Source organism: Achromobacter marplatensis (assembly GCF_002209535.1).
In the GTDB taxonomy this organism is placed as follows: Bacteria; Pseudomonadota; Gammaproteobacteria; order Burkholderiales; family Burkholderiaceae_B; genus Achromobacter; species Achromobacter marplatensis.
Map to the genome: position 1 here is coordinate 556,570 of NZ_NJIG01000001.1, position 22,496 is coordinate 579,065.

The 22,496-nt window shown below is 66.0% G+C and carries 20 protein-coding genes; 13 read left to right on the forward strand and 7 right to left on the reverse strand.

The annotated features are described in order from the left end of the window. Positions 1 to 5: 5 nt before the first annotated feature. The 7 genes from CEY09_RS02420 to CEY09_RS02450 all read right to left on the reverse strand — a co-directional run bounded on the left by CEY09_RS02420 (position 6) and on the right by CEY09_RS02450 (position 7,758). Positions 6 to 2,141 carry a TonB-dependent receptor gene (locus tag CEY09_RS02420; protein ID WP_088587386.1) on the reverse strand — a complete coding sequence of 712 codons (2,136 nt, stop codon included), beginning with the start codon at positions 2,139 to 2,141 and terminating at the stop codon, positions 6 to 8. A gap of 48 nt (positions 2,142 to 2,189) precedes the next feature. Beyond that, complete coding sequence (locus CEY09_RS02425) at positions 2,190 to 2,594, reverse strand: DUF2946 family protein (protein ID WP_088587387.1); 405 nt, start codon at positions 2,592 to 2,594, stop codon at positions 2,190 to 2,192. Positions 2,595 to 2,639: 45 nt separating this feature from the next. Further along, positions 2,640 to 3,353, reverse strand: coding sequence for an MgtC/SapB family protein (locus tag CEY09_RS02430; protein ID WP_006222104.1), 714 nt, complete (start codon positions 3,351 to 3,353; stop codon positions 2,640 to 2,642). Positions 3,354 to 3,551: 198 nt separating this feature from the next. Then, on the reverse strand, positions 3,552 to 3,935 hold the full coding sequence (locus CEY09_RS02435) for a hypothetical protein (RefSeq protein ID WP_088587388.1): 384 nt from the start codon (positions 3,933 to 3,935) through the stop codon (positions 3,552 to 3,554). 334 nt (positions 3,936 to 4,269) lie between these two features. After that, entirely contained in the window at positions 4,270 to 5,187 is a 918-nt protein-coding gene (locus tag CEY09_RS02440; protein WP_088587389.1) for a c-type cytochrome, read from the reverse strand. 2 nt (positions 5,188 to 5,189) lie between these two features. Next, a complete protein-coding gene (locus tag CEY09_RS02445; protein ID WP_088587390.1) occupies positions 5,190 to 6,956 on the reverse strand; it encodes a GMC family oxidoreductase in 1,767 nt (588 codons plus the stop codon). Next, positions 6,949 to 7,758 (reverse strand): gluconate 2-dehydrogenase subunit 3 family protein, encoded by an 810-nt coding sequence (locus CEY09_RS02450; RefSeq protein WP_052017786.1) that lies wholly within the window; start codon positions 7,756 to 7,758, stop codon positions 6,949 to 6,951. Before CEY09_RS02450 ends, CEY09_RS02445 begins: the two co-directional genes overlap by 8 nt. A 116-nt stretch (positions 7,759 to 7,874) precedes the next feature. Here CEY09_RS02450 and CEY09_RS02455 point away from each other — a divergent pair, with 116 nt between their 5' ends. From CEY09_RS02455 to CEY09_RS02515, 13 genes are all read left to right on the forward strand, one after another. Continuing rightward, positions 7,875 to 8,261: a hypothetical protein gene (locus CEY09_RS02455; RefSeq protein ID WP_088587391.1), complete on the forward strand. Its 387-nt coding sequence runs from the start codon at positions 7,875 to 7,877 to the stop codon at positions 8,259 to 8,261. Positions 8,262 to 8,623: 362 nt separating this feature from the next. Then, positions 8,624 to 10,201 carry a TerC family protein gene (locus CEY09_RS02460; protein WP_088587392.1) on the forward strand — a complete coding sequence of 526 codons (1,578 nt, stop codon included), beginning with the start codon at positions 8,624 to 8,626 and terminating at the stop codon, positions 10,199 to 10,201. A 422-nt stretch (positions 10,202 to 10,623) separates the two neighbouring features. Further along, positions 10,624 to 11,289 (forward strand): hypothetical protein, encoded by a 666-nt coding sequence (locus tag CEY09_RS02465; protein WP_234818206.1) that lies wholly within the window; start codon positions 10,624 to 10,626, stop codon positions 11,287 to 11,289. A 37-nt stretch (positions 11,290 to 11,326) separates the two neighbouring features. Continuing rightward, the gene (locus CEY09_RS02470; protein WP_088587394.1) at positions 11,327 to 12,721 is read left to right on the forward strand and encodes a DUF1254 domain-containing protein; all 1,395 of its coding nucleotides are present in this window, start codon (positions 11,327 to 11,329) and stop codon (positions 12,719 to 12,721) included. A 25-nt stretch (positions 12,722 to 12,746) separates the two neighbouring features. Beyond that, the gene (locus CEY09_RS02475) at positions 12,747 to 13,727 is read left to right on the forward strand and encodes a SphA family protein (protein WP_052017795.1); all 981 of its coding nucleotides are present in this window, start codon (positions 12,747 to 12,749) and stop codon (positions 13,725 to 13,727) included. A gap of 74 nt (positions 13,728 to 13,801) precedes the next feature. Beyond that, positions 13,802 to 14,965 carry a formylglycine-generating enzyme family protein gene (locus CEY09_RS02480; protein ID WP_088587395.1) on the forward strand — a complete coding sequence of 388 codons (1,164 nt, stop codon included), beginning with the start codon at positions 13,802 to 13,804 and terminating at the stop codon, positions 14,963 to 14,965. 31 nt (positions 14,966 to 14,996) lie between these two features. Further along, positions 14,997 to 15,974, forward strand: a complete 978-nt coding sequence (locus tag CEY09_RS02485) for an AAA family ATPase (protein WP_088587396.1) — start codon at positions 14,997 to 14,999, stop codon at positions 15,972 to 15,974. Positions 15,975 to 15,981: 7 nt separating this feature from the next. Further along, positions 15,982 to 16,938, forward strand: a complete 957-nt coding sequence (locus tag CEY09_RS02490; protein WP_088587397.1) for a DUF58 domain-containing protein — start codon at positions 15,982 to 15,984, stop codon at positions 16,936 to 16,938. Further along, the gene (locus tag CEY09_RS02495; RefSeq protein WP_088587398.1) at positions 16,935 to 17,435 is read left to right on the forward strand and encodes a DUF4381 domain-containing protein; all 501 of its coding nucleotides are present in this window, start codon (positions 16,935 to 16,937) and stop codon (positions 17,433 to 17,435) included. Before CEY09_RS02490 ends, CEY09_RS02495 begins: the two co-directional genes overlap by 4 nt. Then, entirely contained in the window at positions 17,422 to 18,456 is a 1,035-nt protein-coding gene (locus tag CEY09_RS02500) for a vWA domain-containing protein (protein WP_088587399.1), read from the forward strand. Before CEY09_RS02495 ends, CEY09_RS02500 begins: the two co-directional genes overlap by 14 nt. Next, positions 18,441 to 20,057: a VWA domain-containing protein gene (locus CEY09_RS02505; RefSeq protein WP_088587400.1), complete on the forward strand. Its 1,617-nt coding sequence runs from the start codon at positions 18,441 to 18,443 to the stop codon at positions 20,055 to 20,057. Before CEY09_RS02500 ends, CEY09_RS02505 begins: the two co-directional genes overlap by 16 nt. Further along, positions 20,054 to 21,451: a BatD family protein gene (locus CEY09_RS02510; protein ID WP_088587401.1), complete on the forward strand. Its 1,398-nt coding sequence runs from the start codon at positions 20,054 to 20,056 to the stop codon at positions 21,449 to 21,451. Before CEY09_RS02505 ends, CEY09_RS02510 begins: the two co-directional genes overlap by 4 nt. Next, on the forward strand, positions 21,448 to 22,452 hold the full coding sequence (locus CEY09_RS02515; RefSeq protein WP_088587402.1) for an HAD family hydrolase: 1,005 nt from the start codon (positions 21,448 to 21,450) through the stop codon (positions 22,450 to 22,452). The genes CEY09_RS02510 and CEY09_RS02515 overlap by 4 nt, the downstream gene beginning before the upstream one ends. The last annotated feature ends 44 nt before the right edge of the window (positions 22,453 to 22,496 follow it).

Sequence of the window (22,496 nt, forward strand, 5' to 3'; positions counted from 1 at the left end):
CTGCCTCAGAACCGGTAGTTGGCGCTGAGCTCCACGCGCCGGCCTTCGCCTAGCAGCCACTGCGTCTGGTTGTAGTAGGCGGTTTCGGCGTACTGGCGGTCGAACACGTTGAAGGCGCGAAGCGCCAGGCTCAGGTCGCGCCGCGGCTCCCATTGCAGCGCAAGGTTGGTCGTGGTGTAGCCCGCCATTTCCAGCCGGTTGGCGGCGTCGGCATAGCGCTTGCCCACGTAGCGCACGCCGGCGCTGGCCGTCCATTGCGGAGCGAACTTCCAGCTGACCCACGCGTTGGCCACGCGTTCCGGCACGTCGGTCGGCACATTGCCGTTACGCGACACTGCCACGCCGCCGACCGATTCATTGAAGTCGTCGTAGCGCGCGCGCAGCGCCACGGCGTTCAGGTCCACTCGCCAGGTGGGCGACAGTTCCACGCCCAGCGTGGCCTCCAGGCCGCGCGACGATTGCTCGCCCACCTGGATGCGCAGCGCGGGGTCGTTGGGGTCGCGCGTGACCAGGTTGTTCTTGGTGATGTGATAGGCGGCCAGCGTCCATTGGCCCTTGTTGTCCCAGAACGTCTGCTTCACGCCGATCTCGATCTGCTTGCCCTGCGACAGCTCGTAGCCCTTATTGGCGGGCGATAGCAACAGCAGGCTGCCGATCGGGTCGGCGGCCTGCGCGTATTGGCCATAGACCGACAAGGTGGGCAGCACGTCGTAGACCGTGCCCAAGCGCCATCCGACGTTGGTGTAGGTGCTGCGGAAGGCCGTCTCGTCAGCGACCAGATCACGCCGTTTCAGGTCGATATGGTCGTAGCGCAAGCCCCCCAGCACCGACCAGCGAGATGTCAACATCAGCCGGTCTTCGGCGAACAGCGCGTACTGGCTGGCCGTATTGCGATAGCGCGGCGTCGTGCCGGCCACATTGATGAAGCGTCCGTGATCGACGTCGTACGGATCCACCAGCGATGTGCCGGAATAGGGCGAATTGTTGGTGTGCTTGAGCGAGGCGCGGTTCAGCTCGACCCCCACCGCCACTTTGTTCGCCAGTCCGAACAGATGGCCGTCGAACGAGGCGTCGGTGACCATGCCGGTCTGCTCCTGGTCGTGGCCAATTTCGGTATAGCCGCTGCGCAGGATCTGGCCGGCCGGCGTCCACGCGTAGTTTTCGGCATCGCGATAGTCGCGGTTGCTGCCGATGTAGTACAGCCGGCTGCGCACGGTGGTGGCGGCGTTGGGCGACCACTCGGCCTTCAATTCCGTGCGGCTGTCGCGGTAGATGATCTTGCTGTCGGCCACGTTGTAGTTCTGCTTGGCCAGCCCGTAGTCCATCCTGCCGTCGACGAGCGGCGTGCCGAAGTAGCGGGTGGGTTCCTGCCAGGCGTAGGCTTGGGTCAGCGTGAAGTTCAGTTCCGGCGACACGTCCAGCCGCAGGGCAGCGGTGACAGCAGCATCGCGTGAATCGCCCAGGCTGATCCCGGAATTCGTGTGGTTGCCGCTGACGTCCAGCCGGTACGACCACTTGTCATCCAGCGCGCCGCCGCTGCCGAAACCAAAGCGCTGGGTGTCGTGCGTGCCCAGCGTCGTCATCAGTTCGTTTTCGATGGGGCCGCGCGTGGGCTTCTTGGGGATGACGTTGACGACGCCGCCAATGGCGCCTTCCCCGTACAGCACCGAGGCGGGGCCGCGCAGCACTTCGATGCGGTCCACCGCCCAGGGGTCGTAGATGAAGGTCTGTCCCACGCCGCCGTACTGGCGCACGCCGTCATACAGTTGCGCGACGGAGTTCGAATCGGTGAATCCCCGGGAAGACAGGGATGAGCCGCCGTTGCCCGGATGGCGCATGGCGCTGATGCCTGCCGCCTGGGTGATGGCGTCGGTGACCGTGGTGGCGCCGCGTGCTCGCAGCTGTTCGTTGCTGATGATGTCGATGCTGGCAGGCGTTTCGAACGGGGTCAGGCCCAGCAAGGTGCCGGTCGCGGCATGTTCGAGCAAGGTCGGCGCGACCGTGTCGCCGGATACGGAAATGGCCGGCAGCGTGGCGACCGGCGCGGTTTGCGCGTGCAGCGCGGGCGTGAAGGCGAGCGCGGTCCAAATGGCCACGCGCCGCTTCAGGACGCGATGCGTCCTGGCGGAAGAAAAAGGCATGAGTGCTCTCGGTAAGCTAAAAATTGCCGCGCAGGGGCGGCGCAGGATCTAGCGGGATACCGAGGCAGTGGGTGGGGCGCGGGCGCCTAGCGGCGCGCCGGTGACGGAGGCGAGAACCGGGCCCGGCGGGGCGCGCGCGGCCAGCGGATGGGCCATGACGGCCAACTTCGCCGGCAGCACGACGGGCGACGGCGGCAGGGCCACCGCGGCAACCGCCATGCCCATGGGGCAGGTGGCGGCTTGCGCCGCGTGCCGTTCGTCCGGCGCGTTGTCCTGTTTGGACGGCCCTGCCACCCAGATGGGGCCCGCGGCCGAGCACAGCTGGATCAGCGTGCCGGTTTGGTGCGTGGCCGGCATGAAACCCTGCGGCACCATCGCCTTCAGCACGAACAGCATCAGCACCAGCCAAAGGCCGGCGTTGCCGCGGTGGAAAGTAGGGAGAGGGGTATGCATGGTCGGCGCCCATTCTAGAGCGTTTCGCCGCAGCCGTCCCCAGGTTCACACTGTGCGTGCAGCCCAGAACGCCGTGCGCACGGCGGGCGATGCGGCGATGCTCGCGGTCACCCGGTCCAGATCCAGCTCGTCGACCGACGCCTCGCTGAGCGCGGCTTCGATCTCGACCTCGTTCTCGCCGAACTGGTCGATCTTCAGTTCCGACAGCGGCAGCTGTTCGGCCTCCAGCACCTCCTCCAGCACGGTCATCGCGGCCTGGCGATGTTCCACGTTCGCGATGACGTGGATCACGTTCGTGACTTCGGAAGTCTGCGAGTCGAGCGGTTGGCGGTTCACGTAGCTGACGACGGGGCGCAGCAAGGTGTTGGCCGCCAGCACGAAGGCCGTGGCCGCCACCGCCTCCAGCATCAGCGACGCGCCCGCGCAGGCGCCGATGGCGGCCGAGCCCCACAAGGTGGCTGCGGTGTTCAGGCCGCGGATGCTGCCGCCTTCGCGCATGATCGCGCCGGCGCCCAGGAATCCCACGCCCGACACCACGTAGGAGATCACGCGCGCACCGCCGTCCGCGCCGCCCACGCGGAACGCCATGTCGACGAAGATGGCGGCCCCCACCGCCACGAGCACGTTCGTGCGCAGGCCGGCCGTGCGTTGCCGGAACTGGCGCTCGAACCCGACGATCGAGCCCAGCACGAAGGCAGTCAGCAGGCTGACCAGCGTGTTGGCCAGGGTCAGGAATTGGATGTTTTCGAAGTTCTTCATAGTCTTGCCCCTTTTTCAGCTTATGGGTGTTCGACGGGGCCGGGCGGGCCCCCTGGCGGGCTCAGGGCAGGCGCCAGACTGAGGCCAGCACGAGGCCTGCGCCGACCAGCCAGATCAGCACCAGGGCCAGCACGCGGGCCAGCAACAGGACTTTGTACGGGTCTTTCATGACAATCTCCTTGCCAGGAAAGCCGGGTTTCAGGCCGGCAGCACGGCGATGGACGCGCCGGTTTCGTTTTCCCAGTGCACGCGGCGCACATCCGGGCTTTGTCCCAGCCGCAGCGCCACGGCGCTGAGCAGGCTGCGCAGGTGCGGCGGGCAATGCAGCGTGACGACCGTGGACGCCAACTGGTCGGATTCGCCGCGCGAAATGCGCACGGCGATCACCCGCAGGTCCAGGGCTTGCAGCTCGTAGTACAGCTGCTTTCTCAGCGTGTTGAGGGTGGCGCTCAGGCTGACGATGGTGAATTGATAGACCGGCGTGACGGGCGCGTGCGACGGCAGGGCGCCGAACGACACCGGGCCTTCGGCGCGGGCGTCATGGGCCCGATCCAGGAAGGGGAAGAATTTCTTGATGCGCATGGTCGTCTCCTTGACAGGGGAGTACGGTGGAAGGTCCACAGGCATGCGCCGCCTGACCGGCAAGGCACGCGCGCAACTAGGCCCGCGTATCGCGTCGGTAAGCTTTAGGGGGAGAGGGGCTGAAAGCCCAAGTCCTGGCTGATCGCAGGACTCACGCGGAAGGGAGATTCCGCGGATCCTGCGTCAAGCGGCGCGAGCAGTCGGTTTTCGACTACATCCGTCGTTGTCCACAGTGATCTCTAGGTGGTTGAAAGTGCCGCGAGTATAGCGCCGGGCTAGGGTAAACACCAGTAAAAATTGCCCGCCCTGCGGATTGCGCAAGGCGGGTGGGGTTTCACTTCGGTTTGGGCGGGGGACCTGCGTAATACAAGGCCAGCGCCTCGATCTCGCTGTCTGTCAGACGTTGCGAGAAGGCGCGCATGACGCCCACGTCGTCGTTCTGGCGCGAGCCATTGCGAAAGGCGGTCATCTGGTCGGTGAAGTACTCCTTGGATTGCCCGGCCAGCCTGGGCAGCAAGGGGCCTTCGCCCATGCCGCGCAGCCCGTGGCAGTTCGCGCAGGCGGGCAATGCACGCGCGCCGTCGCCTTGCAGGTCCAGCTTGCGCGCCGCTTCGCCGCCGAATTCGCCCACATGCAGCGGCGGGCCGGCCAAGGTGCCGTAATAGGCCGCCACCTGGCCGATTTCCTGCTCGGTCAGTGCGCGCGCGACCGTGTTCATCAGCGGCTGCACCCGTGTCCCGCTGCGGAAGTCAGCCAGTTGCTTGGCCAGATACTCCTGGCTCAGCCCGGCCAGGTTGGGAAAGATGCCGCCGGTGGGCGTGATGCCGGCGGGCCCGTGGCAGGCGATACAGGCCTGGACGCCGGCTCCGGGCTTGCCGTTTGCCGCCAATTGCTTGCCGGCCTCGGGATCGGCCCCACGCAGGAATCCCTCCCAGTCAGGACGCGAGGCGCTGAAGTCCAATGCGCTTCGGCCTGGCACCGGAGTGGCTGCGGCCGGGGCTGGCGATGGCGCTGGAGCGGCCGCAGAAGGAGCGGCAGGCGCCGCAGGGGTGGCGGACGCAGCGGGTGCCGGCGCCGGTGCCGCCGGTTTGGCGGCCGGCGGCGGGGCGGGCGGTGCGGTGACGGCGCTTGCACGGATCAGGCCGTCACCGCCCGTGCCGATCATCTGGTGCGCGGTGGCGATCAGCGTAACGAGTGGCGGCGCCATGATCAGCAGGACCGCGATGGTGATGCCTTTGCGATGTTCGATCATGATCACACCAGCCGCCCTGGCGAACGCAGATAGTCCGCCTTGATTTTCTCGACGATCCAATAGGCGGTGGCGCCTACGGTGCCTGTCGGGTTGTAGCCCGAGTTCTGCGGAAACAGCGATGCGCCCGTCACGAATACGTTGGGCACGTCCCAGCTTTGCCCATAGCGGTTGACGACACTGGTTTCCGGGTTGTCGCCCATGGCCGCGCCGCCCGTCAAATGGGTGGACTGGTAGGCGGTGGACGAAAACGGCCGCTTGCGGGGCCCGGGTTCGGTACGCGCAATGCCTTTCATCGCGCGTGCGATCTCGTCGCCTTTGTCGGTCAGGAAGGCCGACATGCGGATGTCGTTGTCAGGAAAATCGTAGGTCACGCGCAGCAGCGGGAGGCCCCAGGCGTCCTTGTAGGTGGGGTCCAGGCTCAGATATCCGCCGCGCCAGGGCTGGGCGGACCCCGTGATGGTGATCGACGCGGAATGGTTGTAGTAGCGCTTGACCGCCTTTTTCCATTCAGCGCCCCAGGTCGGCGTGCCCTTGGGCGTGGGGTGGTACCCGATCGGCGCGCCGCTGACGACCTGGATCTGCAGGTAGCCGCCGCCCACGAACCCGAGCGGCCCGTGGTCGAAGTTGTCGGCGCTGAAATCGTCCATCGTCACTGCGACGGCGCCCGCGCCCATGAAGGGGTTGATGTTGACGGATTCGTCGAAGAACAGGTTCACGCCCGACGTCGTCTGGTGCGTATAGTTGCGCCCCACGACGCCGGTGTCGGTGACCGGGTCGTAGGGCTTGCCGATGCCTGAGAGCAGCAGCAGCCGCACGTTGTTGATGCTGAAGGCGCACAGCACCACGATCTCGGCGGGCTGGAAGACCTCTTCGCCGGCGGCGTCCACGTAGGTCACGCCGCGTGCCCGCTTTTTGTCGGGCGTCAGCTCCACGCGCAGCACGTGGGCGCCGGTGCGGATTTCGAAGTTCTCCATCTTCATCGCCACCGGCAGGATACAGACCTGCGGCGAGGCCTTGGCGAAGTGCTCGCAGCCGAAGTTGGAACAGAATCCGCAGTACACGCACGCGCTCATGTGCAGGCCTTCGGAATTCACGTAGGGCCGCGTACAGAGCGCCGACGGCTGCACATAGGGGTGGTAGCCCAGCTTCTTGGCGGCCTCGCCAAACAAGGCCGGCGCATAGGGCACCTTCATGGGCGGATTCGGATACGGCCGCGACCGCCAGGGTTCGAACGGGTTGCCGCCTTCCTGCTTTTGCCCCTTGATGTTGCCCGCTTGCCCGGACGCACCGATCAGGTAGTCGTAGCGGTCGAAGTAAGGCTCGAGTTCGTCGTATGTCAGGGGCCAGTCCTGACAGGTCAACTCCTTGTCAAAAATGCCCGCGCCGTAGCGTTCGGTGTAGTGGCTGCGGATGCGGAAATCCGTGGGGTCGAAGCGGTAGTACGCGCCCGACCAGTGGTTGCCCGCGCCGCCCAGATGCGTGCCGGGATAAGCGAATTGCCAGCGGCGCATGGGCAGCGCCTTCTGGTCGGTGTTGTTGCGAAACGTGTAGGTTTCGGTCGCGGCGTCCTGGTGCAGTTCGTGCCGGCGGGTGTATTTCAATTCGTCGTGGACGTTCGGCCCTTGGAAGTCGGGAGAGGGCCAGCGCGCCTGGCCCCGTTCCAGCACCACTACGCGCTGCTTGGCGGCCGCCAGTTCCTTGCCGATGATGGACCCTGTCCACCCGCCGCCGATGATCGCCACGTCTACCGCGGGTAAGGTCTTAGCCATGCTTGTCTCCCGGTTTCATCGCATGTCCCGTGGCATTGGCGATGGATACGGGCTTGCCGGCCCAGATGACGCCGTGCCGTTCGATATCGTTGGAGAACGACGCGAACGCGCCCGGGAACCCCACCAGCTTCCAGCCCACCATGTCGGCGTTGCCGCCGTACAGCGGATCGGAGAAGAAGCCTTCGATGGTGGCGTCCAGCAGGGTCTGGAAGAACACGTCGGATGGCAAGGGCGAAAAATCCGGTTTGCCGGCTTGCAAGTCATGAAGCCAGGCGTCCTGCCTGGCTTCGTCCAATTCGGCGAACGGTTTGCCGTCCTGCTTGCGAGTTGCGGCATCCAGCGCAGCCAGGCCGCGCCGGATCATCTCGGCAGGCGTGAATGACAGCTGGTAGCCCTGTTCGGGCGTGCCTTTTTCGAACGGGCCTTGGCGGTAGAACTGGCTGCCCGCGCCCCAAGCGCCGGCCAATTGGCCATCCAGGAAGCGCGTGACGCCCGCTTCCTTGGCGCCGGGCCCAAGGTCGTCGGCCGGAATCAGGCGCGCGGCGATGGCGTCCATCGCTGCCGCTTCCTGCGCATTGAAAAAGGTGAGGGTGCGATTGGGGGATGGGGCGGGAGCGTGGGGCGTCTGCCCTGGGGCCGCGGCGGGCGCGGCGTCGGCGGGCGCGCTGCGGGCGGTTACCGCCCAGGCGGCGCCGGGGACCCCGACCGCCAGCGCCTTGAGCAATCCGCGCCGTCCGGGGGCAGGCGGATCGTCCGGGCGTGGAAGACCAGGGGAAAGATTGTCCGAGGGTTGATCGTCCATGCATCACTCCAGCTTCGGGGGCAGGCACGCTACTTGCCCCCGGGTGAAAGAGATCCCGCACCAGCTCGTTATCTGTCGGCGCCTAGTTTGTCACTGTTTTCCATTTGGAGACAACCATGAAAAGCCACAAACTGCTACTGCTGTCCGCCCTGGCATTGCTTCCCTGGCACGCAGCCGGGGCGCAATCCGCCCACACTACGCTGGTCGCCCAGGCCGCGGCACCGCAGCAGCCCATGCCGACCGCCGACGAGAAGACGGCGCCCGCGAACGCCATCGGCAAGCCCGTCCCGGGCGCCCGCACCACCGATGAGAAGAAAATGCCATCGACTGAAGAAACGGACTCCCGCTCCAAGGCGGGCTCCACGCCGCGCCAGAAGGATCCCGGGGCGGATACCCGCAACGGGCAGGGCACGCCTGGCGGCAAGACGGGCGCGCCCGACAATGCCGGCATGCCGGGCTCGGGCGCGTCCTCTGGTTCCGGCGGTGGCGCGGATCCCCGTTAGCGTCAGGGGCCGCCGGGGCTCGCATCCTGACAGGATTCAGGTAATATTCAGGTTCCTGTAAGAACGAGAGCACGGCGGTTTTCACGCGCTATCACTGCCTCAGGCAGTGCGCGAATGCCGCCAACTATGACCGAAGACCCCCCTCCTAGCAGGGCGCTGCGGCGCCCGACATCCCATCCTGCCTGTCCCTCGGCCTCCAGCAAGCCCGGCTGCGCCGATCTGGTCCGCGCCATCGCCGCGACGCCTCGATTGGGCGGCCGCGCGCCGCCGACGCCTGGCCGCATCCCCTCGCTTGATCACGCTTTTCCTTTTCAGCAAGGCGACGCCTTCGCGCGCGCTCGCCCGTTTTCCGTGGACCAACGATGATTTTCGACTGGATGAACGACCCCACCGCCTGGCTTGGCTTGGCGACGCTGGTCATTCTTGAAATTGTGCTGGGCATCGACAACCTGGTGTTCATTGCCATTCTTGCCGACAAGCTGCCGCCCGAGCAGCGCAACCGCGCACGCCTGATCGGCCTGACGCTGGCGCTGGTGATGCGCCTGGGCCTGTTGGCGAGCATCGCGTGGGTCGTCACCTTGACGGCGCCGCTGTTCACCGTCTGGGGGGCCGAGATATCCGGCCGCGACCTGATCCTGATCCTGGGCGGCTTGTTCCTGCTGTTCAAGGGCACGATGGAGCTGCATGAGCGCGTGGAAGGCAGCGCGTCGCATGACGCCGGGCAGAAGCCGCAACACGCCGTGTTCTGGCAGGTGATCCTGCAGATCGTGGTGCTGGATGCTGTGTTTTCACTGGACTCCGTGATTACCGCGGTGGGCATGGTGCAGGACCTGAGCATCATGATGATCGCCGTGGTCCTGGCGATGGCCGTCATGATGCTGGCCAGCCGCCCGCTGATGGCGTTCGTCGGCCGTCACCCCACGGTGGTGATCCTGTGCCTGGGCTTGCTGCTGATGATCGGTTTCAGCCTGGTGGCCGAAGGCCTGGGCTTCCATGTGCCCAAGGGCTACCTGTACGCCGCCATCGGTTTCTCGATCCTGATCGAGTTGTGCAACCAGTTGGCGCGCCGCAACCGCGCCCGCGGCACGCACGCGCTGGGACGCCGGCAACGCACGGCCCAGGCGGTCTTGCGGCTGCTGCGCGCGGGCCGTGCCGGCCAACCCGGCCATCAGGCCGACGAGGTCGTGGCGCTGGTGGACAGCGCAGGCGACGAACCTGCCTTCGCGCCGGAAGAAAGCTCGATGATCGAGCGCGTGCTGTCGGTGGGCGCGCACGACGTGCGTTCCATCATGGTGCCGCGCGGCGACATGACGTGGCTGGATGTGTCTGACACGCCCGACATCGTCGTCCGCAAATTCGCGAGTGGCCACTCGCGCCTGCCGCTGTGCGCGGGCGAGGCCTCCAACGTGCTGGGCGTATTGCATTTCAAGGACGTGCTGCCGCTGCTGCAGAATCCAGGTCCGATCGACCTGGTGGAACTGGCGCGCGAGCCGCGCTACGTCATGGAAACGACCCCGGTGCTGAAGGTGCTGGAGGAACTGCGCGCCTCGCGCGACCACATGCTGATCGTGGTGGACGAGCACGGCGTCTGCGAAGGGCTGGTTACGCCGATGGACGTGCTGACCGCGGTGGCCGGCGAATTGCCCGAGCACAGCGACGACCAGCCTGAAGCCTTGCAGTTGTCTGATGGCACGTGGTTGCTGGAAGGGCGCCTGTCCGTGGGCGAGGCGGCCCGCCTGTTGAATGCGCCGGCGCTTGCCGACGAATACCCAGACGCCACCCTGGCGGGGTGCCTCTTGCGGGCGGTCGGCCGGATTCCGGACGCCGGGGATACCATCCGGCTGCATGACTGGGGCTTTGAGGTGACGCGCCGGGACGGCTTGCGCGTGGATCAGGTGCACGCACGGCCTTCGACGTTTGAGGACACTAGGGCTTCCTAAAAAGTCGTCAACACGTCAATTGCGGCGGATACTCCGACAAGGGGTATCCGCTGTTTTTTTGCAACAGGAGATGCAAAGGTGAACCGTCCCCCCATAGGGAAATGCGCGGGATTATCCCGCCTTGACGGCCGCTTGGGAAAAGCAAGACTCTGTGAGAATATTGCAGCAGATTTCACCCTTCTTATTATCTCCATTAACAAATAAGAGAAGGTTCTCGGTACGACGGTGTGTCTTTGCATTTTGTTGTTCTTAATGGAGCGCGAAGCATGGGCAGTACGAGGTCTACGGCACGAGGCAAGGTAAGCAGGGGAATCGCAGCAAGATTGCTGATCAGCGCACCGCTGGGTTTTTGCGCCGGCGCTTATGCGCAATCTGCTGACGACGCGAATAAAAGCAATAATCCATTGAACCTCGCGGCGTCCTTGAATTTTCAGAATTACTACACGCCAAAATTATTCGGCACCAACGCGCACACGAATGACTTTCTGGTCCGGCCGACGATTCCCATCGCACCGGGCGACTGGGTGGGCGTGCCGCAGATACTTCGTTTCACCGCGCCCATCAGCACCCGACCGCAAGCCGACGGCAGCTACAAGACGGGGTTGGGCGACGTCAATGTTTTCGACATTTTCCTGTTGAGCCAAGGCGCGCTTGACGTCGGCATCGGCCCGATGCTGACCATGCCTACCGCGACCAGTACCGAAACGGGGTCCGGAAAATGGTCCGGCGGCCTGGCCGGCACGGTCGTCAGCAGCAGCAAGGAAGGCCTGATGGGCGCGCTGGTCGAATGGCAACATTCGTTTGCCGGGCAGAACAACCGCGACACCGTGCATTCGGCCACGTTCCAACCTTTCCTGATCCGCAATTTGCCGCAAGGCTGGTATGTGCGGTCGACGGCGACGTGGACGTTCGACTTGCAGAAGAACAACTACTACATCCCCATCGGACTGGGCGCCGGCAAGGCCTGGCGCATGGGTAAGAACATCGTGAACGTTTTCGCCGAACCGCAATGGACGGTGGCGCACAAGGGCGAAGGCCTGCCCCAGTTCACCGTATTCGCCGGGGTGAACATTACGTTCGGGCATTGATTGCGGCACGGGTTTCTTTGAATTCCAGGAGCACGGAATGCAAAAGGTGAGGGCCTGTATTCGTAGCGCGCTGGCGATCGCCGGCCTGGCGGCCTTGGCGGGGTGCGCCACTCAGCGCGCGCCCATCCAGGACGAGGCGCTGCGCAGCACGGCCAAAGAGGCGTACCTGTACGCCTACCCGATGCTCTACAACTACAAGACGATGTACGGCCAGGCAATCCACCCCGGCGGCAAAGAGTACGTGGGCGGCTTCGGCAAGTTCCGCCACTACTCGCAACCGTACACGCCGGAAAACCGTGAAATCGTCACGCCGAACAACGACACCCCGTACTCGTGGGCCTGGCTGGACTTGCGCACGGAACCGTGGGTGCTGAGCCTGCCCGCCACCCCGAAAGATCGCTACAACGTCTTCCAGATGGTGGACCTGTATACCTACAACTTCGCCTACGCGGGCGTACGCGCCACCGGGTTTGGCTCCGGCAATTACCTGATCGCCGGGCCGCGCTGGGACGGGGGCAAACCCAAGGGCATCACCAAGGTGATGCAGTCCGAGACGGACTTCATCGGCATCCTGGGCCGCACCAGCCTGAACGGCCCGTCGGATGTGAAGAATGTGCAGGCCTTGCAGGCCAGGTACCGATTGCGTCCGCTGAGTGAATTCCTGCGGCATCCGCCGCCCGCCGCCGCCCCTGCTGATGTGGACTGGTTGCCTTGGGACGAGCAGCGCGCGACCTCGGTGGAATTCATCGCCTATCTGAACCAGCTGCTGGCGTTCACGCAACCGCAGCCGGCGGCCGAGCAGGACATGATGCAGCGTTTCGCCCTGATCGGCATCGGGCCGGGCAAGCCCTTCGATGCCGCCAAGCTGGATTCGACGACGCGCACCGCGATCGAGCAGGGCGTGGCTGACGGCAAGGCGGCGCTGCTGCAAGCCGAGAAGCAGACGCGCTCGTCCATCGGTTTGTTCGGATCACGGGCAGCGCTGGGCAACGACTATACGAAGCGGGCCGTGGCCGCCGCCATGGGCATCTACGGCAATTCGTCCGAAGAGGCCGTGTACCTGGGATACGAGGAAGATGCGCAAGGGCACCCCTTGGAGGGAAGCAAGTCCTATGTGATCCGGTTCGAGCCGGGGCAATTGCCGCCTGTCGAGTTTTTCTGGTCGATGACCATGTACGACCTGCCGGGCCGCCACCTGGTCGACAACCCGATCAAGCGTTATGCGATCGGCGACCGCACCCGTGGACTCAAGCGCGGCCAGGACGGTTCGCTGACGCTGTACGTGCAGCATGCCAACCCGGGCAAGGACAAGGAATCGAATTGGCTGCCGGCCCCGGAAGGACGGTTCAACATCGTGGCGCGGTTCTATGGCCCGAAACCCGCCATTCTGGACGGTACGTGGAAGCTGCCCAAGGCCGAGCTGGCGCCTTGAGGCTTAAGGGGAAGGGGAAGCAATGATGTCGAAATGCCCGCGCCGGACTGCCTGGCGCAATGCAATTACGCCATGGATCACGTTGGCCGCGCTGGCCGCGCCGGCGGTGTCCATGGCAACCGAAGGCGCTTTGGGGCGCCAAGTCACGGGCACCAACGTGCTGCCGAATGCGGGTATCGTTTCGCCCGAACCAATCTGGGCAGTGAATTTCGCCCAAATCTATCTGGACGGCAAGATCGGTGGAAGCCGTGAGGTGCCGGTAGGGGGGCGTACCTCGCTGGGTCTGGACGGCAAGGTGGCGTTCACGCTGGCCACCGTCCTGAAAACCTGGGACACGGGGCCCGGGCGCTGGAATTTTGCGTCGAGTTTCACCTTGCCCTATGTCTGGACCAAGGTGGATTCGAAGCTGACGGGGCCGGGCGGCCGGACGGTGGGGCAAAGCGATACGGCGTCGAACCTGTTCGACCTGTATTTCTCGCCCATCATTGCCGGCTACCACTTCTCTGAAACCTCGCACATGGCGCTCAGCCTGAACATCTGGGCGCCCACGGGCAAGTACAACGCCAGTGACATGGCCAACCCCAGCCTGAACAACTGGACCTTCATTCCGCAGGTGGCCTACACCAAGATCTTTCCGGAGTCGGGCTTCCAGCTGGATACGGTGGCCGGAGTGCAGTTCTATACCCGCAACAGCGCCACGGACTACCGCAACGCACCCGTCTTCAGTTTGGACGTGATGGGGCGCAAGACGTTCAGCAATGGCGTCAGCGCGGGCCTGATCCTGGGCACCCAGCAGCAACTGGGTAGCGACAAAGGCCCGACGGCCGACCGGCTCAACGGCTTCAAGGGGCGCGACTGGGCGCTGGGTCCGATCGTGACCTATGACACGAAACTGGCGGACAAGCGCTCACTGTCGCTGAGCCTGCGCTGGGTACCCACGATCAGCAGCACCAACCGGCTTGACAGCACCAGCACGGTCATGGGGACCGCCACGCTGGTGTTCTGAGTCTGGCATCGATCAAGAGGGCTGCCCCGTGCCGCGGGCAGCGGTTTCCGTCTTTCTGATTTCGGGTGATTGATATGGCCAAGCAAGAGAAGCAGAAACTCCGTTGGGTCAGCGCCTTGCTGCTGGGGGGAGTGGCGCTTGGCGTGGCGGCCAGCACCACCTATCTGGTGCTGGGCGACAACGGCCAGCCTGAACCCGTCAAAGTCGTGCTGGGCGATGGCAAGAGCGGGCCGCCGGGCATGGCATGGGTGCCTGCGCGCGAATTCCTGATGGGCAGCAGCCACAAGCTGGCGCAGCCCAATGAAATGCCTGCGCACAAGGTGTCGGTCAGCGGCTTCTGGATGGACGTGAACGACGTGACCAACGCGCAGTTTCGCCGCTTCGTCGAAGCCACGGGTTATGTCACCACCGCCGAACAAAAACCCAGATGGGAAGACCTGAAGGTGCAGTTGCCGCCCGGCACGCCGCGTCCGGACGACAGCCTGCTGGTGCCCGGCGCGATGGTGTTCGTGGGCACCGAGGCCGAAGTGTCGCTGCGCGATTACTCGCGCTGGTGGCGGTATGTGGCAGGCGCCAACTGGCGGCATCCGCAAGGCCCGGGCAGCTCGATCGCCGGCAAGGACGACCATCCGGTGGTGCAGGTGTCGTATGAAGACGCCATGGCCTATGCCAAATGGGCAGGCAAGCGCCTGCCCACCGAAACCGAATGGGAAATGGCCGCGCGAGGCGGCCTGGAGCAGGCCACGTATACCTGGGGCAATGAACTGCTGCCGCAAGGCAAGTCCATGGCCAATATCTGGGACACGCAGCAACAGCAACCTTTCCCCGTCGTGAAGGACGAGAAGGTGCAGGTGGGCACGATGCCGGTGGGCAGCTTTTCTCCCAACGGCTACGGGCTGTACGACATGGCGGGCAATGTCTGGCAATGGACGTCGGACTGGTACCGCGCCGACGCGTTCAAGATCCAGGCCCAATACCGCCAGCCTCCGGTGGATCCCGCCGGGCCGGCGAACAGCTTCGACCCGGACGACGGCATCGTGCCGGCCGGCGCGCCCAAGCGCGTCACGCGCGGCGGGTCGTTCCTGTGCAGCGACACCTACTGCATCAGCTACCGCACCAGCGCGCGCCGCGGCACGGATCCGATGAACGGCATGTCGCACCTGGGATTCCGCACGGTGATGACGACCCAGCAATGGAAGCTGGCGCAGACAGGCAAGAACGGCGTCGCCAGCCGCTGACGCCCCCCCCATCCTCTGAACGGGAGATTGAATGCCGACCGTCAATCGCGACAGCATCCTGGATCTGGAACGCGCCATGGCGCAATCCGTCCTGGGGCAGGACGCCGTCATACGCGAGGTGCTGCTGGGGCTGCTGGCCGATGGCCACGTGCTGCTGGAAAGCCTGCCCGGACTGGCCAAGACGCGTACGGTCAAGGCGCTGGCCGCCCACCTGGCGGCCGACATGAGCCGCATCCAGTTCACGCCCGACCTGCTGCCCTCGGACATTACCGGGGCTGAAGTGCTGCAGCAGGACGCGCAGGGCCGCAACCAGATTCAGTTCCAGCAGGGGCCGCTGTTCGGCAACCTGATCCTGGCCGATGAAATCAACCGTGCGCCCGCCAAGGTGCAGTCCGCGTTGCTTGAGGCCATGGAAGAACGGCAGATCACCGTGGCGGGCAATACGCACCGGATGCCAGAGCTGTTCATGGTGCTGGCGACCCAGAACCCCATCGAGCAAGAGGGCACGTATCCCTTGCCTGAGGCGCAGATGGACCGCTTCATCATGAAGATCGTGCTGGACTACCCCGACGCCGCCAGCGAAATCCGCATGCTGTCGCTGTTGCGCGGCGAGTCCCGGCAGGATGCGCCGGCTGCGGCCCTGCGGCTGCCGCAAGACGCGCTGTTCGCCTGCCGCGCCGAGATCAGGCATGTGCACGTGTCCGAGGCACTGGACCAGTATCTGGTCGACCTCGTCAACGCGACCCGTCATCCGGCGGGCTACGACCCCGACCTGGCGCGGTGGATCCAGGTGGGCGCCAGCCCTCGCGGGGCCATAGCGCTGGACAAGGTGGCGCGCGCCCACGCCTGGCTGGACGGACGGGACTACGCCTCGCCCGATGATGTGCGCAGCGCCGCCAAGCCGGTGCTACGCCACCGCTTGCACCTGTCCTATGACGCGGTGGCGGACGGGGTCGGCGCCGATCAGGTGATCGGCAAACTGCTTGATGTGGTTGCGGTTCCCGTGTGAGCCCCCCATGCCAGCCGTCGCGCCCAATCCCGACGTCCATGTCCGCATTCCGGACTTGATGGCGTTGGAAGCGGCGGCCCGAGGCCTGCGTTTTTCCAGCCGGCAACCGATCAACAGCATCCTGGCGGGCCAGCACGGCTCGCGCCTGCGTGGACGCGGCCTGGATTTCGAGGAGTTGCGCCGCTATCTGCCGGGTGATGACCTGAGGCAGCTGGACTGGCGCGCCTCGCAGCGGCTGGGCAAGCCCTATGTGCGCACTTATAGCGAAGAGCGTGACCGGCCGGTGATGGTGCTGGTGGACCAGCGCATGGGCATGCACTTCGGTTCGGTTCGCAGCTTCAAATCGGTGGTGGCGGCACGGCTGGCGGCCGTGTCGGCGTGGATGGCATTCCAGGCGGGCGACCGGGTGGGCGGCCTGGTGTTCAGCGATGATGGCATCGATCCGGTGCGCCCCTTGCGCAGCCGCGAACGCATCCAGGCCTTGTTCGCCGCCATCGTGCGGCGCAACGAATCCCTGCGCGCCGATGCGCCCGACGTGGATGCGACGGGCCGGTTGAACCAGGCCCTGGAAAACACACTGGCGCTGGCGCCGCATGACAACCTGATCTGCCTGATCAGCGACTTTGCGGGTGCCGACGACAAGACGCTGCGGCTGCTGCGTACGCTTGCTGCACACAATGATGTGATCGCCACGCTGGTGTATGACCCCTTGGCCGTGGACATGCCTTTGCGCGGGCGGCTGGTGGTCACGCAGGGCGCGTTGCAGGTGGAACTGGCGGCGGACCGCCAGCAGGTGCATCAGCCGCTGTCCGACTTTTTTACGGGGCGCTTGCGCGCCGTGGCCGAGCTGTTGCGCCGCAGCCATGTCCCGCTGCTGTCCATCGATACGGCCAACGACACCTTGACGCAACTGCGCCGCGAACTGGGACGCGAATCCGGCGGCCCGGCAAGGAGGCGCGCATGAACGCCGACGCCTTGCCATCCATCGACCAGTTGCGGCAGTTGCCGCTGCCCCCGCCCGTGAGCTACTGGCCCCAGACCTGGGGGTGGTTCGCGGTACTCGGCCTGGCGCTGCTGGTGGTGTTGGGGCTGGCTTGGTGGGGCATCCGCAAGCATCAGCGCAACCAGTACCGCCGCGAAGGCCTGCGCCAACTGGAACAATTGCGGCAGGCCGCGCAAGCCGATCCCTTGGCGGCGCGCGCATTGCCCGTCTTGCTCAAACGCGTCGGATTGTCGTCCGTGCCGGATGCCGAGCAGTCGCGGGTGGCGGCGCTGGCCGGGCCGGACTGGCTGGCCTTCATGTCAGGCAATGGCGGCGCATTCGCGCCGGACACGGAACCCTTGCTACGCGCGCTGGCGTATGGGCCTCCCGACACGGTGCGGGCGATTCCCGCGGCGCGGTTGCAAGCGCTGTTCGCCGCAAGCCGGCAGTGGATGGAGCGGCATCATGTGGCGGCTTGAATATCCGTGGCTGCTGGCGCTCTTGCCGCTGGGCTGGCTGGCATGGCGGTATCTGCCGGCCTATGTGCAGCGGCGCGGCGCACTGCGCATCCCGTTCTTCGAGTCGGTGGCGCGTAGCGTGGGCCAGTCGCCGCAACGGCCCGGCGTGCGGCGCGACCGCTGGCAATTGGCGTTGAACGCATTGGTCTGGGCGCTGATCGTGGTGGCGCTGGCTCGGCCGGAACGGGTTGAGCCGCCGCTGGAGCACCGCGAGCCCGTGCGCGACCTGATGCTGGCGCTGGACATTTCGCAGTCCATGGAGACGCAGGACTTCGTGGACCCGTCGGGCAAACGGGTCGATCGGCTGACGGCGGTCAAGGCCGTGGTGGCGGATTTCATCGCCCGCCGCAAGGACGACCGGCTGGGCCTCATCGTGTTCGGCACGGCGGCCTATCCGCAGGCGCCCTTGACGCAGGATCACGCGACCTTGACCCTGCTGCTGGACCAGATAGCCACGGGCATGGCGGGGCCGAACACGGCCATTGGTGATGCCATCGGCGTGGCGATCAAGCAGCTGGAACATGCCGCCGAGCGCGACAAGGTGCTGATCCTGCTGACTGACGGCAACGACACCGGCAGCGCCGTTCCTCCCGACCGGGCGGCGGCGATGGCAGCCGGCCGCCATATCGTCGTCCATACCATCGGCATCGGCGATCCCAAGGCCGAAGGCGAAGAAAAGGTCGACTTCGATGCCTTGCGCCGCATCGCGCAGGCGACGGGTGGACGCTTCTTCCAGGCGCAGGACCAGGCGTCGTTGCAACAGGTGTACGCCACGCTGGACCAGATCACGCCGCACGAAGTCCGCGAACTGCGGCATCAGCCCCGGCAGGACTTCTTCTGGATTCCGCTGGGCCTGGCCGTGCTGGCGCTGGCGGCGTGGCATCTGCTGGCGGCGTTGCGCGGGCGCTGGGCGGCGCACGCAGGCAAATCGGACCCCAGCCCCGAACCCGATCGGAAGGAGGGCGCATGGAGATCGACCTGAGCGCCTTCCATTTTCTAAGGCCCTGGTGGCTGTTGGCGCTGCCCGCGGCGATGCTTCTGCTGTGGCTGCGGCGCGCAGAGGGCGGCCGGCTGGGTTGGCGCAGCACCATTTCGCCTGCGTTGTTGCCGCACTTGATCGTGGACGCGCCGGGTAGCCGCGGGCCGCGCCCGATCCACGCCGTGGCGGCCTTGTTGATGCTGGCCGGCATCGCCGCCGCCGGTCCGACCTGGCAGCATGATCGCCCGCCGTTCCTGGACAATCAGGCCCCGCTGATCGTGGCGGTGGACCTGTCGCCCTCGATGGATGCGACGGACGTGCCACCCAGTCGGTTAGAAGCGGTCAAGCACAAATTGCATGACCTGCTGGTGCGGCGCGCGGGCGCCAAGACCGGCTTGATTGCCTATGCCGGATCAGCGCATCTGGTTCTGCCGCCGACCGACGATCCGGCGCTGGTGGATCTGTTCATCCAGTCGCTCTCGACCGCCCTGATCTCCGTGCCGGGCAAGGATGCGGCGGGCGCGTTGGGGCTTGCGGGGCAGGTGCTGAAGGCGGATCAGGCCGGCGGGACGGTGCTGCTGGTGACGGACGGCGCGGATGCCCGCCAACTGCCCCAAGTGGCGCAAGTGGCCAAGGCTGCGGATTTTCAGGTGCTGGTGTGGGCGGCGGGCACGACGAACGGCGGCGTGCTGAAAGACGCCCGGGGCCAAGCCCGTGTCGACGCGCAGGGCAGACCCTTATTGGGCGTCTTCGACGCCGACGGGTTGAAGCAGCTGGCCCAGGCGGCCCGTGCGCCGCTGGGCAGCCTGACGTTGAACGACGATGATCTGGACTGGGTCGAACTGCACGCGCAACGCCATTTCCAGGAAGTGCAGGATCAGGGGCAGCCTGTGCATTGGAAGGATGCGGGCTATTGGTTGTGCTGGCCGCTGGCGGTACTGGCGCTGCTGGGCCTGCGGCGCGGTTGGAACGTCAACTGGATGGCGGGCCTGTTGCTGGCCTTCGGCGCGGGCGTCTACACCCCGGATACGCGCGCGGGCCCCGTGGCCGATGCGTTCTTCACGCCGGACCAGCAGGGCCGATGGGCGTACGAGCATCATGACTATGCCAAGGCCGCGTCCAAGTTCCAGGATCCGTACTGGAAGGGGCGCGCAGCCTATGACGCGGGCGACTACCCGACGGCGCTCGAGGCCTTCGCCCGGTTGAACACCCCCGAGGCAAGCTTCTATCTGGGCAATACGCAGGCCCGCCTGCGTAGCTACGATGCGGCGTTGGCCGCGTATGACCAGGCCCTGCGTCTGCGGGCAGACTTCCCGGAGGCCCGCGCGAACCGGGAATTGGTGGCCCGGCTGCAAGCGGCGATTCAGGCCGAGCAGCAGGACGACGACGCCGACAAGCCCGACGACGTGGCCTACGACAACAAGAAGGGCGACGGGAAGATGATGTCGGTGGAGGTGGCCCGGGCATCGTCCGACGACGTCTGGCTGCGCAACTTGAGCCTGTCTCCGGCCGGCTTCCTGAAGCAGAAGTTCGCGATCGAGGATGCGCGGAACGCGACGGGCGTACCGGCAGCGGGCATACCGGCAGCGGGAGGGCGTCCATGAATGCGTGGGCCTTCCTGCGGGGCGCGTTGTTGCTGCTGTCGGTGCTGCTGTCGGTGCTGCTGTCGCTGGCGGCGGGCACTGCGCACGCGCAATCCGCAGATCCCGCGCCCCAGTTGCGGGCCACCGCCAGCTTCACGGGCCAGGAACCCTTGACGGTCGGCGCTACCGCCACGCTGCAAGTCGACGTGCTGACGTCGACTTGGTTCACGCAACCGCCCGAGTTGTCATCCCTGAACATACCGGGCGCGATGGTGACCGGCCCCACGGGCGACGCCACGCTGATCCGCGACAACGTGGGCGGGGTCGCCTACAGCGGGCTGCGTTTCTCGTACCAGGTCAGCCCCACGGCGGCGGGCGCCTTGCGCATGCCGCCGCTGACGATCCGCGCCCAGGTCGGCCAGGCAAGCGCGCCGCTGTCCACCAGCACGCAGGCACTGACCGTGCAGGCGGCCACGCCGCCTGGCATGGAGGCGTCGGGCCATGGCCTGGCCGCGTCCTCGGTACAGGTGAGCCAGCAGGTCCAGTTTTCGGCGCAGCCCCCGGCCGTGGGCGACCACATCCGCCGCACGATCACCGTGCAGGCCCAAGGCGCGCAAGCCATGCTGATTCCCCCGCCCGACAGCGCGCCGGTGCCAGGCCTGAAAGCCTATTCGTCCGAGCCCGAGCTGAGCCCATTGTCGGACAGCCGCGGGGGCTTCCTGGGCGGCCAGCGGGTGGACCGGATCGATTACGTGGTCGAGCGCGCAGGCGCGTTTGCATTGCCCGAGGTGGAGGTGCACTGGTGGAACGTGACCACCAAGCGCGAAGAGCGCGCCGTGTTGCCGGCGCAGCCTTTTGACGCCCATGCTGGCGCTGCCTATCAAGCGCCGTTCTCGGTACAGCAGGATCTGCGTGACCTTGGCCGGCAGGTTCAAGTGTGGATTCCGGGAGGCTGGCTTGCGCTGGCGGCTGCGGCAGCCGCTGCGGGACTTGCCTGGTGGCTGGGGATGCCATGGTGCCGCCGGGCAGGGCGCTGGCTGCGCGCCACGATTCAGGCGATACGACGCCGCTGGCAGGCCTCCGAGGCCTGCGCCGCCGTGGCCGCACGCCGAGAACTGGCCCGTCCCGCAGGACGGCTGGATGCGCTGTATCGCTGGTTGCGCGTCAGCCGGCACCGCACCACGGTTTCCGGCGCAACGGCGGACTTGCCGGCCGAGCTGCGCACGGCGGGCGCCGACGCGTTGCGTGACTGCTATGGCCGCGCGCCGGATGCCGCCCGAGGACTGCAGACATTGCGCCGCGCGCTGCCCGGCTGGCGCCGAGGCTTTCGTGCGGCGGGACGGCGCGCCGATCCTTACCGCCTGCTGCCGCTGAACCCCCGCATGCCCGATCACCACCCGGGAGACCCTTCATGACCTTGTCCCTCCGCACCCTGCAACGCGGCTTGGCCGTGCTGGCGCTATGGTTCTTGACCGGTCTGGCCTACGCCCAGACGCCCTTGCCGTCCTGGAACGACGGCCCGTCGCGGCAGGCCATCCTGGATTTCGTGGCGGCGGTCACGAAAGAGGGGGGCCAGGACTATGTGGCGCCCGTGGATCGCATCGCGGTGTTCGACAACGACGGCACGCTTTGGAGCGAGCAGCCGCTGTACTTCCAATTGATCTTCGCGTTGGACCAGGTGAAGGTCATGGCGCCCAAACACCCGGAATGGGCGCAGGAGCAGCCGTTTAAGGCGGCGATCGAAGGCGACCATCAGGCGCTGGCCGCCGCTGGCACCGAAGGCCTGCTCAAGATCGTGGGCGTGACCCATACCAACATGACGACTCAGGAATTCTCGGAAGAGGTCAAGCAATGGGTCAAGACCGCGCGCCATCCGCGCTTCAAGCAGCCCTATACCAGCCTGATCTACGCGCCGATGCGCGAGCTGCTGGACTATCTGCGCGGCAACGGCTTCAAGACCTACATCGTGTCGGGCGGCGAAGTGGAATTCATGCGCGCCTGGGCGCAAGACGTCTACGGCATTCCGCCCGAACAGGTGATCGGCACCACCTTCGTCACGGAATTCCAGATGCGCGACGGCAAGCCGGTGCTGATGCGCACGCCCAAGCTTGACTACAACGACGACGGCCCGGGCAAGCCGGTGTCCATCAACAAATTCATCGGCCGTCAGCCGATCTTCGCCTTCGGCAATTCGGACGGCGACCTGGAGATGCTGCAGTGGACGGCCGCAGGCTCGGGCAAGCGCTTCGCCGGCCTGGTGCACCACACGGATGCCAAGCGCGAATGGGCTTATGACCGCGAATCCAAGATCGGCAAGCTGGACAAGGCCTTGGACGAAGCGACAAACAAGGGTTGGGTGATTGTGGATATGGAAAAGGAGTGGAAGCGGATATACGCATTTGAAATACCAAACTGAGAGGCAGTGAGAACTACGCAGTGATTCGTTTACGTCGGGTTGTT